Source organism: Stenotrophomonas sp. STEN020 (genome assembly GCF_056760195.1).
In genome coordinates this window covers 20,503-36,724 of record NZ_JBRREI010000021.1, presented here as the reverse complement: position 1 = coordinate 36,724, position 16,222 = coordinate 20,503, and the positions used below count along the sequence as shown (strand labels likewise).

The following is a 16,222-nucleotide window of genomic DNA, read 5'->3' as shown; positions in this document are numbered from 1 at the left end:
ATGCGCAGATGAACCAAGCCGCATCGCCGCCCCTGTTGAATCGTACCAATCCCTGGCGGCAAAGCATGGAGCTGCTGTTCTGGTTGCTGCTGGTGTTGATCAACTGCAGCGGCAATGCGATCACCACCTGGATGGATGCGAACCGCTCCGGTGCACCCTCCATGGAATGGTGGGAGCCCTGGGTCTGGGAATTCTCCAGTGGACTGGTCTGGTTACTGTTGCTGGTGCCAGCAATCGTCTGGTTCAGCTGGCGCTGGCCGCTGCATCTGGACAACTGGCGGCGACGCCTGCCTTGGTACCTGCTGGCCAGTGTGCCGATCTCGCTGCTACACGTGCTGGCCATGTTCGGGATCAGGATGCTCGCCTATGCCGTGGTCGGGGAACGCTATCAGGTCGGCTCCTGGCTGGACGAGCTGCTATACGAATACCTCAAGGATGTGCGCACCTACGCCGCCATCCTGTTCTGCATCGATGGCTACCGCTTTCTGCTTCGACGTCTGCAAGGCGAGGCACAGTTGCTGGCCGAGCCTGATGAAGGGCCGCCGGTGGAGCCCATCGATCATCCGGAGCGGCTGCTGGTACGCAAGCTGGGCCGCGACTTCCTGATCGCAACGGCCGATATCGAATGGGCGCAGGCCGCCGGCAACTACGTCAACCTGCACCTGCGCGGCCACGACTACCCGCTACGGATCACCATAGCTGCGCTGGAACAGAAGCTGGATGCCGCGTGTTTCGTTCGGGTCCATCGCAGTTGGTTGATCAACCTGGCACATCTGGTGTCGATCGAGCCGCTGGAAGGCGGTGAGGCCCTGTTGCATATGGCCGATGGCAAACAGGTCGCTTGCAGTAGACGCTACCTGCCGGCGCTGAAGTCGAAGTTGAGCAGCACCACGGAAGATCCCGCCACGGTCTGAGTCGGCAAGGGGCGGGCGGCGTCAGGCCGTCGGGGAAACACGGCACAATGCAAACAGCAGATCCCAGCGGAGCAAACAGAATGCAGAAGTCCGTTCTTGCAGGAACACTGGCGGCATTTGCTTTGTTCGCCACATGGGATGCCTTTGGCCAGGAAAATCGGCCATTGCTGGGCCCGATGCAGGCGATGATGGAAGCCAATCGGGCATGGCCTGGATTCAAACGTTGAGTCCCGTTACAAATTGGCCGGTCAGGCAGATCCAACCCCTGTGATCGATCGTCCTCGAAAGGGCAGGCCGTGGTGAGGTAGGCTAGCGGCAACACGCATAACCAAGACCTCTGGTCCGCTTATGGGTATATCAGCCGCATGAAAACTTTCGTTTTGCTCGTACTGATTCTCTCTACTAGCGCCAGAGCGTCGGCAGCGGACCTGCGCATGCATCTTGTCCATCCTGAAGGCTCGGACCTGACTCTCACTGAGCTGCATCGTGGCAACGATCTTCATGCGAAGTTTGCTGGGCAAGCCTGGGTGTCCGGCACAGTGATTGGCCGTTGGCCCGGTCCTGATGGCGCAACCAACATGAATTACAAAGAGCCGGATTTCGTCCTCGTTCCGGATACTGAGTCCATCGTTCGCTTGCCTCATTTTTTCCTACGTGAGCCGGGATATTTCCACCGATACGAAGTCCGTTCGATCGAGCTGCTAAATGGACCAAGTGCGCTCCGCATCGCAGCTGGCGATGAACCTGTCCGTAAGTTGCTGGAACGCCGAGTGAATCATGTCCGGATATCCGGACGCTTCCTGATTGAACAGTATGTCGTCGGGGTCGAGTGCGATGCCCCATGGGCGCGGGCTGTGTTGGTAAGGGTCGAGCCGGCCGAACAATCAGCAAAGCTCCGCTCATCTGTGCCGGAGGGCTGCTAGTGCGAGCTTGCCTATGCTGGTTACTGCTTCCGATCCGATCGCCGAGGGCGGCAAGGCGTCGCGTCCTCGCCGGACCCTGCAGTCTCAAGGTCAAACAGTATCAAGAGGTGGCGAAGGGTTGTGTGGTGCACCACTGGTTGGCTCATCCGGAGCATGGGGCTGGCTGATGAGGCATCAACGTGCTCGCGCAAAAGTCGACTTGGCATCCTTGGATGCGCAGACCATTTACAAGGTGGTTCGATCGCTGTTTCGCCGCCGGAATGACTACAGCCAAGCTACTCTTGACGAGTTGCCCTCTGAACTCGGTAGATTTGGGATCTTGACGGTCAAAGACCTGCGACTTCTGATGAAGAGGCACAGGCGGGCTCTATTGAAGGATGAAAAAATCAGAATGAGTCGTGCTGAGACTTTGTGGCTGACGCATGAAGCCGATTCTGCAGGTCTCGACGCTTTCGCCGGGAAATCTTGGTACGCCGTTCCCGGGCTCGTTCGGCAAACCATGGAGCTGGAATTTGGCGAGGAGGCCGTTGTCTATGTGCTGGAGCTGTAATTCTTGCGACGCTGCGATGGGGAATCCATCCGAGGCCGGACTGCCATGTCCTGGTGTCCAGTAAAAGGCGCGAACCTCGAATGACACGGTGAGCGTTGGTTGCTGGCCGAAGAGCGTTGTCCGGTCCATGCTGGATGTCTGCAGTTTTGGCAGGTTTGTGCGATTCAATGAGAGGTGCGGATCTATTTTTAAGAGGACGCTCTCGATGAAAAGTTGCTTTTTACCAAGCTTGGTGATGGCGGCGATGGTGGCAAGTGTCGCGCCGTTGGCCAATGGCAAAAATGGATGCGATGCAGATGCGGATGATGTTTCTTCGGCGCTTCGGGTTGCTTATGAACACTTCGACCAAGAGCTGTCGAGAACCATGCGGGTGGGGCCGCAAGAAGGTTTGAGGGCGTTTCTTTCGCGCATGGAGAATTATCAGATTGAAATCCGTACTGGCGACGATAGCTACATTATTGGTTTCAAGCCCTCGCGGTATCCGGGGGGAACAATCAAGGGCGGAGGAGCCGAGTACCTGGTAAAAATGTGCTCACACAATATCGAGAGCGCGCGCCCTTATATGTAAGGGCGGGAGTGAATCGTCGAGGAGTCTCTGGATAGTCCAAGATCCGCTCCTGGTCGCTTGTCGCTTTTCGCTCTGTTGATCAGCGTCGGTTTGTTGATCGCTTTGGGCTGTTTCAGTCGATCAAATTCAGTAGTGGGGCTTGCGCATGGCGGCGCTCCGGATGCGGCCAGGGCTCGTCTCTCAGGCTGCCGAAACGCGGCACAATGTCCCGAGCAAGGGGGCTTGAGTTGTGCTGTCTGGTGACGGAGGCGACGATCAAGAGCGGAGTGATTGATTCTTCAACCCCGTTGTGGCCGTTGGTGCGTTTGATCTCCAAACCCTTGGACGGAGTGCTGCGATGAGCCTGGTTATCTGGCGGCGTTGTTGGATGTTTGGCGTGTTGTTGGGTGTGATGACAACACCCTCTGCGGCGCAGCAGGGCGGGGAGATTCTCCGGTCGCCGGTACTGATTGCAGTCTCCAAGGACGAACAGCCCATCGAGCTGCGACGGGTGAGCATCGACGGCGAGGTACAGGCTGGCGTCGCCCAGACCAGGGTCGAGTTGGTATTCCACAACCCCAATCGGCGGGTAATGGAGGGTGAGCTGCAGTTCCCCTTGGCTGAAGGCCAACAGATCAGTGGCTTCGCCCTGGATATTGACGGGCAGCTGCGCGATGCGGTTCCGGTGCCGAAGGAGCGCGGCCGGCAGGTGTTCGAGGCGATCACCCGGCAGGGCCAGGACCCGGCGCTGCTGGAACAGACCGCCGGCAACCAGTTCCGTCTCCGGGTATACCCCTTGCCCGCTGGCGGCAGCCGGCGGGTGCAGTTGACCATCCGCGAAGCGATGCCGTTGTCCAGTGAAGGCTGGCAGTGGCGCTTGCCCCTGCAGTTCGCAGCGGCGGCGGGTGAGGTCAGTCTGCACCTGCGTGCGACCGGCGCGGACAAGCTTGGCCAGGCACCGTTCCGGTTGATGGCCGGTGCGCTGGATTGGCAGGGCGGCGGTCGACAATTGCCGGCGCAGCTGCAATGGCAGCTGCCAGCCAAGCCGCAGTCTGCGTTGCAGGCCGCGCGCTACGATGGGCAACACTATCTGCTGGCACAGCTGCCGGTGGCGGCGCCGGTCGCACGCCGCTTGCCGTCAAAGCTTGGCCTGCTATGGGATGCGTCAGGCTCGGCGGGGAATCGCAACCGGGCGCGCGAGTTCGCGCTGCTGGATCGCTATTTCGCGGCGATGGGTGAAGGCAGCGTTGTATTGACGGTGCTGCGCGACAAGCCGGAAGCGGAGCGTCATTTCAGTATTCGCAAGGGTGACTGGAGCGCGTTGCGCCGGGTGCTGGAACTGGCTCCAAATGATGGCGCCAGCGCCTTGGCTTCGTGGACGCCAAAGGCAGAGCTTGGCGAGTACCTGCTGTTCAGTGATGGCCTGTCCAACTGGGGTGCATCGACGTTACCTGCACTGGCGGCAGGTCAGCGTCTGTTTGCGATCAGCAGTGCAGCGGCTGGCGCCGATACGGCGCGCCTGCGCGGTTGGAGCGAGTCGAACGGTGGCAGTCTTGTGCAGTTGGACTCCGATGACGGGGCTGCTGCGGCAACGCGCCTGCTGGCGATGCCGATGACCGTGGAGGTTGCGCCGGCAGCAGGGCTGCACGATGTGGTGGTCGATCGCCGCAGTCTGGAACAGGGCTGGTTGTGGCTGTATGCACGTGCCGATACAGTGCCGGCCGAGCTGCGCTTGCGGATCAACGGTGGTCAGTGGCAAGCGCTGAGCGTCGCGCCCGGCAATGCCGACGGCGGCTTGATGGCCGGGTTGTGGGCGCAGGCGCGCTTGCAGCAGCTGGCGGCGGACCCGCGCGGCAACCGCGAGGCGATGCAGTTGCTGTCGCAGCAGTTCGGCATGGTCAGCGAGGGCAGTTCCTTGCTTGTGCTGGATACGATAGACGACTACCTGCGCTACGCGATCCGGCCGCCGGCAGCGTTGCGGGCCGAATACGAGCGCCGTTTTGCCCGACAGGTTGCCGACCGTGAGGTCGCGCGCAGGACGCACCTTGATGAGGTGGCTGAGCAATGGCGCCAGCGTCAGGTGTGGTGGGACAAGCGCTGGCCGAAGGACTCGCCGCTGAAGGTGGCGCAGGCCGCAGCGCTGGCAAGGCAGCGCTCGAACGGCGCACCGGCACCAATGATGGCGATGGCGCCATCACCGCCTGCGCCGGCTGCCGCAATGGTGGCGGAGTCCGCTGTGGCCGCGGACAGTTTCAGGGTCGCAGACAGCGCTTCCGCGGCTGCGGCAGCAGACGAACCGACCAGCTCCGACGAGGTGCAGATCAAGCTCGCGGCATGGGAGCCGGATTCACCAGTCGCGCAACGCCTGCGCAAGGCACCTGCAAGAGAGCTGTACGCGAGGTACTTGGACGAGCGCGAAGGCAATGCCAGCAGCAGCGCGTTCTTCCTGGATGCGGCGGATATGTTGTTCGCTGCCGGGCAGCGTGAGTTGGCATTGCGGGTGCTGTCCAATCTGGCCGAGATGGAGCTGGATAACCGGCATCTGCTGCGGGTGCTGGGTTATCGGTTGATGCAGGCCGGTGAGCCGGGTCTGGCGGTGCCGGTGTTTGAGCAGGTGCTGGCAATGGCCGAGGACGAGCCGCAGAGTTTCCGCGATCTGGGTTTGGCGCTGGAGGCGGCAGGGCGACCGAAGCAGGCCGTCGATCCGCTGTATCAAGTGGTGCAGCGGCAATGGGATGGGCGCTTCGATGGCGTTGCGTTGATCGCGCTGGATGAGTTGACCAATCTGATCGCACGCGGTGGCACGGCGCTGGATGCAAGGCAGGTTGATCCACGCCTGCGCAAGGCGATGCCGCTGGATCTGCGCGTTGTATTGGCCTGGGACGTGGACAACAGCGATATGGATCTGTGGGTGACCGATCCCAATGGCGAACGTGCGTACTACGGCAATCGTTTGACCTATCAGGGCGGACAGATGTCGCAGGATTTCACTGGTGGCTACGGGCCTGAGCAGTTCTCGTTGCGCGATGCCAAGCCGGGTATCTACAAGGTGGAGGCCAACTACTTTGGCAGTCGTCAGCAGTTGGTGACTGGTGCGGCTACTTTGATGCTGCGCTTGAGTACCCATTGGGGTACGCCAAAGCAGAAGGATCAGGCGGTGACGATGCGCTTGCAGGACGCCACCGATACCGTGCTGGTCGGTGAGTTCGAAGTGCGTTGAGCCGGTTGCTGTAGCAATCTGCTGTTTGTTTGTGGGAGCGGTGTAAGCCGCGAAGCTGGCGCTGCCAATCCCTTGTGCTGATGCATTGTTTGCTTCGCGGCTCACGCCGCTACCACAAAAGAAGAAACCCCGATGCCAGAGATCTGACATCGGGGTTTTGGTAACGCTCGCTTACTTGCGACGTGCAAGCAGGCGGTAGCTGCCGGTGGCGTTCGGATCGAAGCTGTGTGCGAACACGATGTAGCGGCCGGCTTCCAGCTCGATTTCCAGGTTCGGATCCAGGCTGGAGTCGCTGTCGTCCTGCTGGGCGACCTCTTCGCCATTGCGCATCAGGGTGATCATGCCGTCCAGGCTGGACGAGCCCGCCGTCATGCTGATCACGTACTTGCCCTTGCGCGGAATCTCCAGGGTGTACATGTCACGGTTGCCGGCACGCAGCTGGCCCTGGACTTCGCGGCCGATCTTGAGCTCGGGGCGGATCGGGCCATCGGGCGCGGCTGTGGTGCCGGTAGCCAGCTGGAACACGCCCCCACGGCTGTTCACCGAGCGCACCGACACGTTGTACTCGCCCGCGTCCAGCACCTGGCTGATGCGCGAATTGACACCGCCACCGCCATCATCGTCGCTGAGGGTGATGTCGCCGCCCTGCAGGGTGAGCATGGTGTCCAGATCCTTGCCGCTTGCGTCGAGTTGCACGCGGCGACGCTCCGGCAGGTTCAGTACGAAGCTGCGGGCGTCGTCAGCACCGATGAAGCCGCTGACGGTGCCTTCCAGCGGCAGGCTGGTGCCGTCATTGAAGACCAGGCCTTCCGGAAAATCTGCCTGCTCCACGCCTAGGTAGAACGCGCCGGAAGCTTCGCCCAGACCGCCGGCGGTCAGCGTGTAGCGGCCCGGCTGCAGCGGTGCGACCAGACGCGCGTTGAGGTTGCTGCCGCCGTCATCGTCTTCCAGGTTGAGGCCGTTGCCGCTCAGTTCCAGGCGGGCGTCGAACTCGGTCGATTCCAGGTCGATGGTGTACAGGCCCGGCTTGTCGACCTGCAGAACGAAGGTCTTGTCGCCGTTGCGCAGCCAGTCGGTAACCCGGCGGCCAGCGGTCAGCGGCTTGCCGTCATAGGCGACGATGGGTTCGGCCGACAGCTGGAACGGGCCGAAGGCGCGTGCATCGGCGCCGCTGACGGCGACCAGATACTGGCCGGCCTTGTCGGCGCGCATGCTCAGGCTGGCGCTGCCTTCGCGACCGGCTTCGGTGCGCGACACAAGTACGTCACGGTTGAACACGGCCAGCGCACCATTGAGTGCGCCTTCCAGCTTCAGCGTCACCGCTTGGCCGGCGCCCATCTGCAACGAGAACAGCTGGCTGCGGGTGCCGTCGCTGTAGTTGACCGGGCTGGAAGAGGTGATTTCGCCGGAGACATCGCCATTGATGGCGAGCGGGCGGGCTGGGCCGGCGGCATACGCGGGGGCGTGAACGGCGGCGGCAATGGCAAGGGACAGCAGTCCGGCTGCAAGTCGCTTCACTTGAACTCCTTTAGGTGGGAAGCAGGGGGAGGTAAATAAAGGCCACGCTGCCTGCGGGGGCAGGCAACGTGGCCTTGCGCCCATCACGCCGACCGGCGCGACGAGCGGTGTTGCTTACTGGATGACGGCGGCGGCTGCGTCGGCAGCGGCGCTGGCGGCCTCTTCGGCAGCATCCTTGCGGTTGCTGTTGGCTGGGGCGGCGACATCGCCGCCACCGAGGTCGGTGGTTTCCAGCTCGAACACGCCTTGCTGGCTGCCCAGGCTGGTGACCGCAACGATGTAGCGGCCTGCACGCAGGTTCAGGGTCAGCTGGGCGTTGGTACCGTTGCCGCCATCGTCGTTCTCTTCATCAACGCCGGGGCCGGTGATGTGCAGCACCGAGTCGAAGCCGTCGGCGATGGCATCGAACTGGATGTGCTTGGGCGCGTCCAGATTGAGCACGAAGGTGCGGCGGCCACGCGAATCCATCATCGACTGTGCGGTCTGGCCTACGGTCAGCGCAGTGCCATCACGGGTAACCAGGCCATTCTCGGTCGGGGTCAGCTTGACGTTGAGCTTGAACGAGCCGGTGTTGCCGTTCACCGAGGAGGCAGCGACGGTGTACTCGCCCGGCTCCAGGTAGGTACGGATGCGGGCGTTGAGGTTGCCGCCGTTGTCATCGTCTTCCAGCTCGACGTTGCGGCCGTTCAGGCGCAGGTAGGAGTCGAATGCGCTGGACTCCAAGGTGATGGCGTACAGCCCAGCCTTGTCGACCTTGAACTTGTACTCCTGCTTGTCACCCATCAGCCAGTCGGTGATCTCGCTGTCGGCGCCCAGCGGCTTGCCGTCATACGGGACAACCTTGGCGCTCTTGAGCTTGAACGGGCCAAACGCGTCGGCGCTGGCGCTGTTGACTGCGACCAGGTAGGTGCCGTCCTTGGGCGCGCGGAAAGCCAGGTTGACCGAGCTGGAGGAGTCGCCTTCACTCATGCCCGAGGAGGACGCGTTGGCAATCATGTTCTGGCCGTCGAACACCGCCAGCTGACCGCTGAGCGAGCCACCCAGTTCCAGCGAGACGGCTTCGCCGCTCTTCATGGTCACTTTGTAGCCCTGGTGACGGCTGCCGTCGTTGTAGTTCAGGCTGCTGGACGAGGTGATTTCACCGGAGACCGTTTCACCGACGGTCAGGTTCGGGGCCTTGTCAGTGCCGGTGGCGGCAATGCCGCCCAACTTCTGGCAGGCGGTCAGCGCCAAGGTCATGGTGATTGCAGCAAACAGGCGAGCGTGTCTGGCGTTCAAGCTTAGGTCCTTCATGGTCAGAAATGTCTCCTTTTCCCGTCTTCGCGGGTCAGGGGGCGATTCTAACGTTAAGTCGTGTCTATTCAGCGAGAAGGGCTCGCATGTCTGAATAGCCAATGCAGGCCCCGGCTGGATGCTAGAATTGGCGGCTTGTCTGCCTTACTAGACCGACCATGATCGAACTCAATCCCATCCGCCAGCGAATCACCGATCTCACCGATCGCGTGCTATCGCTCAGGGGGTATCTTTGACTACGACGTCAAGAAAGAACGTCTCGAAGAAGTAACCCGCGAACTCGAAAACCCGGACATCTGGAACAACCCCGAGTACGCCCAGACCCTGGGCCGTGAACGCTCGATGCTGGACAAGACCGTCACCGGTATTGCCAACGTACTGGACGGCCTGTCCGAAGCCACCGAGCTGCTTGAGCTGGCCGAAAGCGAGCAGGACGAAGACACCGCGCTGGCCGTGGTTGCCGACCTGAACAAATTCCAGGCGCACATCGAGAAGCTCGAATTCCAGCGCATGTTCTCCGGCGAGATGGACAGCTGCAACGCGTTCGTCGACATCCAGGCCGGTGCCGGTGGTACCGAAGCCCAGGACTGGGCCGAAATCATGCTGCGCATGTACCTGCGCTGGTGCGAATCGCGCGGCTGGAAAACCGAATTGATGGAAGTGTCCGGCGGCGACGTCGCCGGCATCAAGTCGGCCACCTTCCGCGTCGAAGGCGAGTTCGCCTACGGCTGGCTGAAGACCGAGATCGGCGTGCACCGGCTGGTGCGCAAGTCGCCGTTCGACTCGGACAACCGCCGCCATACCAGCTTCACCTCGGTGTTCGTGTCGCCGGAAGTCGATGACAACATCGAGATCGACATCAACCCGGCCGACCTGCGCACCGACGTGTACCGTTCCTCCGGTGCCGGTGGTCAGCACGTCAACAAAACCGAGTCGGCGGTGCGTATCACCCACATCCCGACCAATACCGTGGTTGCCTGCCAGACCGGCCGCAGCCAGCACCAGAACCGCGACACCGCGATGAAGATGCTGGCCGCAAAGCTCTATGAGCTGGAAGTGCAGAAGCGCAACACCGAGCGTGATGCGCTGGAAGCCACCAAGTCGGACATCGGTTGGGGCAGCCAGATCCGTAACTACGTGCTCGACCAGAGCCGTATCAAGGACCTGCGCACCGGCGTTGAGCGTACAGATACGCAGAAGGTGCTGGACGGCGACCTGGATGAGTTCATCGAGGCCAGCCTCAAGTCGGGCCTGGAAGCCGGCGCCAAACGCAGCGACGCGTGATCCGGAATGGCCCTGCGCGGGCCATTCCCTTGTTGTACGGTGCGGTTTCACCATGCGGTGGCCGCACCTTGGTTATCTCCCCCAAATAGAAAACAAAGCCATGACCGAACAGACCCCTGAAACGCAGCAGCTCCCCGTCGACGAGAACAGCCTCATCGCCGAGCGCCGCGCGAAACTCACGGCGCTGCGCGGGCAGGGCATTGCCTACCCGAACGACTTCCGCCGCGAAGATTTCGCCGGCAAGTTGCAGGACGAATACGCCGACGCCGAGACGTGGACCAGCGAAGCGCTGGAAGCCACCGGCCGCACGGTCAAGATGGCTGGCCGTTTGATGGCCAAGCGCATCATGGGCAAGGCCAGCTTCGCCCAGATTCAGGACGAAAGCGGCCGCATCCAGCTGTTCCTGCAGGCCACCGCGCTGGGCGACATCTACGCCGCGTTCAAGGGCTGGGACGTGGGCGACATCATCGCCGTCGAAGGCGGCCTGACCCGCACCAAGACCGGCGAGCTGTCGGTCAAGGCAACCAGCATCCGCCTGCTGACCAAGTCGCTGCGCCCGCTGCCGGACAAATGGCATGGTCTGGCCGACGTCGAGCAGCGCTACCGCCAGCGTTACGTCGATTTGATCGTTACCCCGGAATCGCGCGACGTATTCATCAAGCGCTCCAAGATCATCCGCGCCATGCGTGCATGGCTGGACAACCGCGACTTCCTCGAAGTCGAAACGCCGATGATGCATTACATCCCCGGCGGCGCCACGGCCAAGCCGTTCACCACCCACCACAACGCGCTGGATATGCAGCTGTACCTGCGCGTGGCACCGGAGTTGTACCTGAAGCGTCTAGTGGTTGGCGGCCTTGAGCGCGTCTACGAAATCAACCGCAACTTCCGCAACGAAGGCGTCAGTACCCGCCACAATCCGGAGTTCACCATGATGGAGCTGTACGAGGCCTATGCCACGTACAACGAAGTGATGGACCTGACCGAGGGCGTGATCCGCGATGTCGCGCAGAGCGTGCTCGGCACCACCGTGGTGGAATGGGACGGCGTGCAGATCGACCTGGCCCCGGCCTTCCGCCGCTGGCGCATGGACGAGGCAGTGCGTCACCACAACCCGGAAATCACTGCTGCCGACTGCACCGATCGTGATGCGCTGCTGCGTCATTGCGAACGCCTGAAGATCCGCGTCAAGCCGAGCTACGGCTGGGGCAAGCTGCTGCTGGAAATCTTCGAAGCCACGGTCGAACACACCTTGATCCAGCCGACCTTCATCACCGATCACCCGGTCGAAGTGTCGCCGCTGGCCCGCGCCAGCGACAACGATGCTGGTTACACCGACCGCTTCGAGCTGTTCGTCAACGGCAAGGAGCTGGCCAATGGTTTCTCCGAGTTGAACGACCCGGAAGACCAGGCTGCGCGCTTCCAGGCTCAGGTGGAAGCCAAGGATGGTGGCGACGACGAGGCCATGCACTACGACGCCGACTACATCCGTGCACTGGAATACGGCATGGCACCGACCGGTGGTCTGGGCATCGGCATCGACCGCCTGGTGATGATGCTGACCGGCCGCGCCTCGATCCGTGACGTGCTCCTGTTCCCGTACATGCGCCCGGAAGCCTGATCCAGCACGATCCGGCTGCAGCCGAAACAACAAAGGCCTTCCCATAACCGGGAAGGCCTTTTTGTTTTTGCAATGTAGTGCCGAGCCATGCTCGGCAGGGGCTTTACCAGCGAAAAGCTGCCCTCACCCCAACCCCCGCTCCGCGCCCCGGCCTTTGCGCTGGCGCAAAGGCGCTCGCTCGACCGCGAACCAATGGTTCGCAAACGGTCTCTCTCCCCCCGTGAACGGGAGAGGGGCTAAAGCGTCGCAAATCCGCTTCCCGCGCATGCAGTGCCGAGCCATGCTCGGCAGGGGCCTTGCCGATAGCGCCTCAGCCCAGCAAAGCCCGCACCCCCAGATTGATCAGCATCCCGCCAGCCAACAACCAACCAAACAGCAGCAAAGCCAACAGCATCGGCTTGGCACCCGCCTGACGCAGTGCCGAAGCATGCGTGGTCAGACCCAGCGCAGCCATCGCCATCGCCAGCAACACGGTGTCCAGATCCACCAATACCTTCACCACCTCAGCCGGCAGCAATTGCAGCGAGTTGAAGCCGACCATGGCGATAAAGCCAAACGCAAACCACGGAATGGTGATCTTCGAGCGTTCGCCATTGCTGCTGTTCTGGCCGCGGGCCAGCAATGCAGACAGGCCGACCAGGAACGGCGCCAGCATCATCACCCGCACCATCTTGGTGATGACGGCAGCATCGGCGGCAGGCTCACTGACCGCACGGCCAGCAGCCACCACCTGCGCAACTTCATGCACGGTAGAGCCGGTAAACACGCCGAACGCGGTTTCATCCAGCGGCATCCAGCCCGCCGACACGCCCCACTGGTACAGCAGCGGGTACAGGAACATCGCCACGGTGCCGAACACCACCACCGTGGCAACGGCGACCGCAACCTGCTCGGCGCGGCCCTTGATCACCGGTTCGGCTGCCATCACCGCAGCGGCGCCACAGATCGAACTGCCGGCGCCGATCAACAGCGCCGAGTTGCGGTCCATGCCCAGCAGCTTGGTGCCCAGCCACCAGGCCAGGCCGAAGGTCGAGCACAGCACCAGTGCGTCGATCGCCACGCCGGCAACACCGACCTGGCCGATATCCTGCAGGGTCAGGCGCAGGCCATAGAGAATGATGCCGGCGCGCAGCAGGGTGGCCTTGGAGAAACCAACGCCAGCGTCGGCGCGCGTGGCCAGGCTGCGATAAACCGTGTTGCCCAGCACGATGCCGATGACGATGGCCAGGGTCAGCGCGCTGATGCCGTGGTTCTGCATCCATGGCAGGGTGCCCAGCCAGATCGACAGGCCGGCGACGGCGGCCGTCAGCAGCAGGCCGGGGAGGCGGGAGAGGGGCATCGAGGTCAGCCCTTGGGTCGAGGTGTTCATAACGTTGGGTTATTAGAAGATGGCCCATGCTGCGCCTACGGCTACTACCTGTAAAACGGATAATATTGGTTGGATCAACCGATTTTAGAGATAGGTTATGCATCTCTCCCTGCGTCAGCTGCAGATCTTCTCCGGCATTGCCGAGGCCGGTACCACGACGGCAGCGGGCGAGTTGTTGGGCTTGTCGCAATCGGCTGTCAGTGCTGCGCTGGTCGAACTGGAGAACCTGCTCGGGTTGGCCTTGTTTGACCGGATTGGCCGCCGACTGGTACTCAATGGACACGGACGGGCACTGCTGCCACAGGCGCGGGCCCTGCTCGCAGGGATGACCGATATCGAGCGGCGGTTCCGTGCCGACAGTCAGACCGGCGTCGCCGTGCGTTGGCAGGTCGGCGCCAGCACCACCATCGGCAACTACCTGATGCCGACGCGTATCGCCGACCTGCAGGCCTCCAATCCACACGCCCATGTCGAACTGGTGATCGGCAACACCCGCGAGGTCACTACCGCCGTGCAGCGGTTGGAAGTGGATGTCGGCTTGATCGAAGGACCAAGCCACGAACCGGGTCTGGAAGTGGCGCACTGGCAGCAGGACGAGCTGGTGGTGGTGTTCGGCGAACGACATCCGCTTGCCCCGCAGTTCAGGAACGGAGCCGACCTAGCAATGCTGCGACAGGCGCGCTGGCTGCTGCGCGAACCGGGTTCAGGCACTCGTGAGGCCGCCGAGCAGGCCTTGTTGCCGCATCTGCATGGGTTTGCCGAGGTGTTGCAGCTGGGCGGTACCGAGGCGATCAAGCAGGGAGCGGTCGCCGGGCTGGGCCTGGCCTGCCTGTCGCGGTACGCGGTGGCCGACCTGGTGACGCTGGGCAAGCTGAAGGTGTTGGCGACGCCCTTGCCACCACTGCAGCGTCAGTTGTGGGCGGTGCGCCATCCTGGCAAGCGGATTCCGGCCAGCCTGCGCCAGCTGCTCGGCCTGCCGGCGGACGTGTTTAGCGACGATTGAGCGCGGTCGACCGCCAGAGCCCGTACAATACGCCCATGCCTTTGATTACCTTGCAGAACGTCGACTACAGCGTCGGCGGCCCGTTGTTGCTGGAAAAAGCCGAACTGTCGATCGAGACTGGCGAGCGTATCGCCCTGATCGGCCGCAACGGCGCCGGCAAATCCACTCTCATGAAGCTGATGGCTGGCGAGCTCAAGCCCGATGACGGCGAGGTGCGCGTGCAGCAGGGCGTGCGCGTCACCCGGCTCGAGCAGGAAGTGCCGCATGGCGCTGCCGGCAGCGTGTTCGACGTGGTCGCCGATGGCCTCGGCGAGCTCGGTCACTGGCTGGCCGAGTTCCATCGCCTGAGCCACGCCGAAGTATTCGATGGTGAGGCAATGGGCAATGTGCAGGCCAAGATCGACGCCGCCGATGGCTGGGGCCTGGACCAGCGCGTCGAGGAAACCCTGACCAAGCTCGACCTGGATGGCGATGCCGAATTCGGCCGTCTGTCCGGCGGCATGAAGCGCCGCGTGCTGCTGGCGCGTGCGCTGGTCGCCGGCCCGGACGTGCTGCTGCTCGACGAGCCGACCAACCATCTGGACATCGAAGCCATCGATTGGCTGGAAACCTTCCTCAAGGGCTGGAACGGCTGCGTGGTGTTCGTCACCCATGACCGCCGCTTCCTGCGTGCCCTGGCCACCCGCATCGTCGAAATCGATCGCGGCCAGGTAACCAGCTGGCCGGGTGACTGGGACAACTACGAGCGCCGCCGCGAAGAACGCCTTAACGCGCAGGCGCAGGAAAACGCCCGCTTCGACAAGCTGCTGGCGCAGGAAGAAGTGTGGATCCGGCAGGGCATCAAGGCGCGCCGTACCCGTGACGAAGGCCGCGTGCGCCGGCTCAAGGCGATGCGCAACGAGCGCAGCCAGCGCCGTGAGCTTGGTGGCAACGTCAAGCTGGAAGCGGCCGGTGCCGAGAACTCCGGCAAGAAGGTCATCGACATCAAGAACATCTCCTTCTCGTTCGGCGAGCGGGTGATGGTCAAGGATTTCGAAACCACCATCCTGCGTGGTGACCGCATCGGCCTGATCGGCCCCAACGGCAGCGGCAAGACCACCTTGCTGAAGCTGTTGCTGGGCGAACTGCAGCCGGACAGCGGCGAAGTGCGCCAGGGCACCAACCTGCAGATCGCCTACTTCGACCAGTACCGCGCCACCTTGCGCGAGGACTGGAGTGCGATCGAGAACGTGGCCGAAGGCGCGGACTTCATCGACCTCAACGGCAAGCGCAAGCATGTGCATGCCTATCTGCAGGACTTCCTGTTCACCCCGGAACGTGCACGCGCGCCGATCACCCGCCTGTCCGGTGGCGAGCGTAACCGCCTGCTGCTGGCCAAGCTGTTCGCACAGCCGTCCAACCTGCTGGTGATGGACGAACCGACCAACGACCTGGACGTGGAAACCCTGGAGCTGCTGGAAGAGCTGCTGGCCGACTACACCGGTACCTTGCTGCTGGTCAGCCATGACCGTGACTTCCTCGACAACGTGGTGACCTCCACGCTGGTGCTGGAAGGCGAGGGCAAGGTGGGCGATTACATTGGCGGCTACAGCGACTCGCTGCGTCAGCGCCCGGCGCCGACCCAGACCGCGATGGCGGTGGCCAAGGCCTCGGCGACGGCGGCACCTGCTGTTGCGCCGGCCGCTCCAGTTGCAGATGCCGCACCCAAGCGCAAGCTGAGCTTCAAGGATGCGCGTGAGCTGGAGCAACTGCCGGCCAGGATCGAGAAGCTGGAACTGGACGTGGAAGGCCTGACCTCGGCAATGAACGATCCCTCGTTCTATACGCGTACCAGTGCCGAAGTCACTGCACACACGCAGAAGCTGACCAAGGTGCAGGCCGAGCTGGATGCCGCCTACGCACGCTGGCAGGAACTGGACGCCTGAGCCGGTTCTGACGGTCTGCGTGTTGCTTCACCTGCCGTCCTCGCCGAGGACGGCA

Annotated in this window: 13 protein-coding genes; 10 read left to right on the top strand and 3 right to left on the bottom strand. The window is 62.7% G+C overall.

Annotated elements, in window-relative coordinates:
* Nucleotides 1-8 precede the first annotated feature (8 nt).
* From ACVOLZ_RS10875 to ACVOLZ_RS10850, 6 genes are all read left to right on the top strand, one after another.
* Entirely contained in the window at nt 9-914 is a 906-nt protein-coding gene (locus tag ACVOLZ_RS10875; RefSeq protein ID WP_481516151.1) for a LytTR family DNA-binding domain-containing protein, read from the top strand.
* Between the two features lie 80 nt (nt 915-994).
* Nucleotides 995-1,141 (top strand): hypothetical protein, encoded by a 147-nt coding sequence (locus tag ACVOLZ_RS10870; RefSeq protein WP_481516150.1) that lies wholly within the window; start codon nt 995-997, stop codon nt 1,139-1,141.
* Between the two features lie 138 nt (nt 1,142-1,279).
* Nucleotides 1,280-1,837, top strand: coding sequence for a hypothetical protein (locus ACVOLZ_RS10865; RefSeq protein WP_481516149.1), 558 nt, complete (start codon nt 1,280-1,282; stop codon nt 1,835-1,837).
* A 13-nt stretch (nt 1,838-1,850) separates the two neighbouring features.
* Nucleotides 1,851-2,387, top strand: coding sequence for a hypothetical protein (locus tag ACVOLZ_RS10860; RefSeq protein ID WP_481516148.1), 537 nt, complete (start codon nt 1,851-1,853; stop codon nt 2,385-2,387).
* 205 nt (nt 2,388-2,592) lie between these two features.
* Entirely contained in the window at nt 2,593-2,955 is a 363-nt protein-coding gene (locus ACVOLZ_RS10855; RefSeq protein ID WP_481516147.1) for a hypothetical protein, read from the top strand.
* A 337-nt stretch (nt 2,956-3,292) separates the two neighbouring features.
* A complete protein-coding gene (locus tag ACVOLZ_RS10850; protein WP_481516146.1) occupies nt 3,293-6,154 on the top strand; it encodes a VIT domain-containing protein in 2,862 nt (953 codons plus the stop codon).
* A 171-nt stretch (nt 6,155-6,325) separates the two neighbouring features.
* On the opposite strand, the gene ACVOLZ_RS10845 is transcribed toward ACVOLZ_RS10850, so the two are convergent.
* Together ACVOLZ_RS10845 and ACVOLZ_RS10840 are read right to left on the bottom strand one after the other, a co-directional pair.
* Nucleotides 6,326-7,672 carry an ABC transporter substrate-binding protein gene (locus ACVOLZ_RS10845; protein WP_481516145.1) on the bottom strand — a complete coding sequence of 449 codons (1,347 nt, stop codon included), beginning with the start codon at nt 7,670-7,672 and terminating at the stop codon, nt 6,326-6,328.
* 114 nt (nt 7,673-7,786) lie between these two features.
* Nucleotides 7,787-8,965, bottom strand: coding sequence for a PPC domain-containing protein (locus ACVOLZ_RS10840; RefSeq protein WP_481516144.1), 1,179 nt, complete (start codon nt 8,963-8,965; stop codon nt 7,787-7,789).
* 158 nt (nt 8,966-9,123) lie between these two features.
* Here ACVOLZ_RS10840 and prfB point away from each other — a divergent pair.
* Together prfB and lysS are read left to right on the top strand one after the other, a co-directional pair.
* Nucleotides 9,124-10,249 (top strand): peptide chain release factor 2 gene (prfB, locus tag ACVOLZ_RS10835; protein ID WP_481516143.1). Its coding sequence is split into 2 segments (ribosomal slippage): nt 9,124-9,198 and nt 9,200-10,249, totalling 1,125 coding nucleotides; the frame shifts between segments, so codons are not numbered across the junction.
* 100 nt (nt 10,250-10,349) lie between these two features.
* The gene (gene lysS / locus ACVOLZ_RS10830; protein WP_481516142.1) at nt 10,350-11,870 is read left to right on the top strand and encodes a lysine--tRNA ligase; all 1,521 of its coding nucleotides are present in this window, start codon (nt 10,350-10,352) and stop codon (nt 11,868-11,870) included.
* A 310-nt stretch (nt 11,871-12,180) separates the two neighbouring features.
* On the opposite strand, the gene ACVOLZ_RS10825 is transcribed toward lysS, so the two are convergent.
* Nucleotides 12,181-13,239, bottom strand: a complete 1,059-nt coding sequence (locus tag ACVOLZ_RS10825; protein WP_481516141.1) for a YeiH family protein — start codon at nt 13,237-13,239, stop codon at nt 12,181-12,183.
* 97 nt (nt 13,240-13,336) lie between these two features.
* Here ACVOLZ_RS10825 and ACVOLZ_RS10820 point away from each other — a divergent pair, with 97 nt between their 5' ends.
* Nucleotides 13,337-14,242, top strand: coding sequence for a LysR family transcriptional regulator (locus tag ACVOLZ_RS10820; protein ID WP_481516140.1), 906 nt, complete (start codon nt 13,337-13,339; stop codon nt 14,240-14,242).
* Nucleotides 14,243-14,277: 35 nt separating this feature from the next.
* Complete coding sequence (locus tag ACVOLZ_RS10815; protein WP_481516139.1) at nt 14,278-16,167, top strand: ATP-binding cassette domain-containing protein; 1,890 nt, start codon at nt 14,278-14,280, stop codon at nt 16,165-16,167.
* The last annotated feature ends 55 nt before the right edge of the window (nt 16,168-16,222 follow it).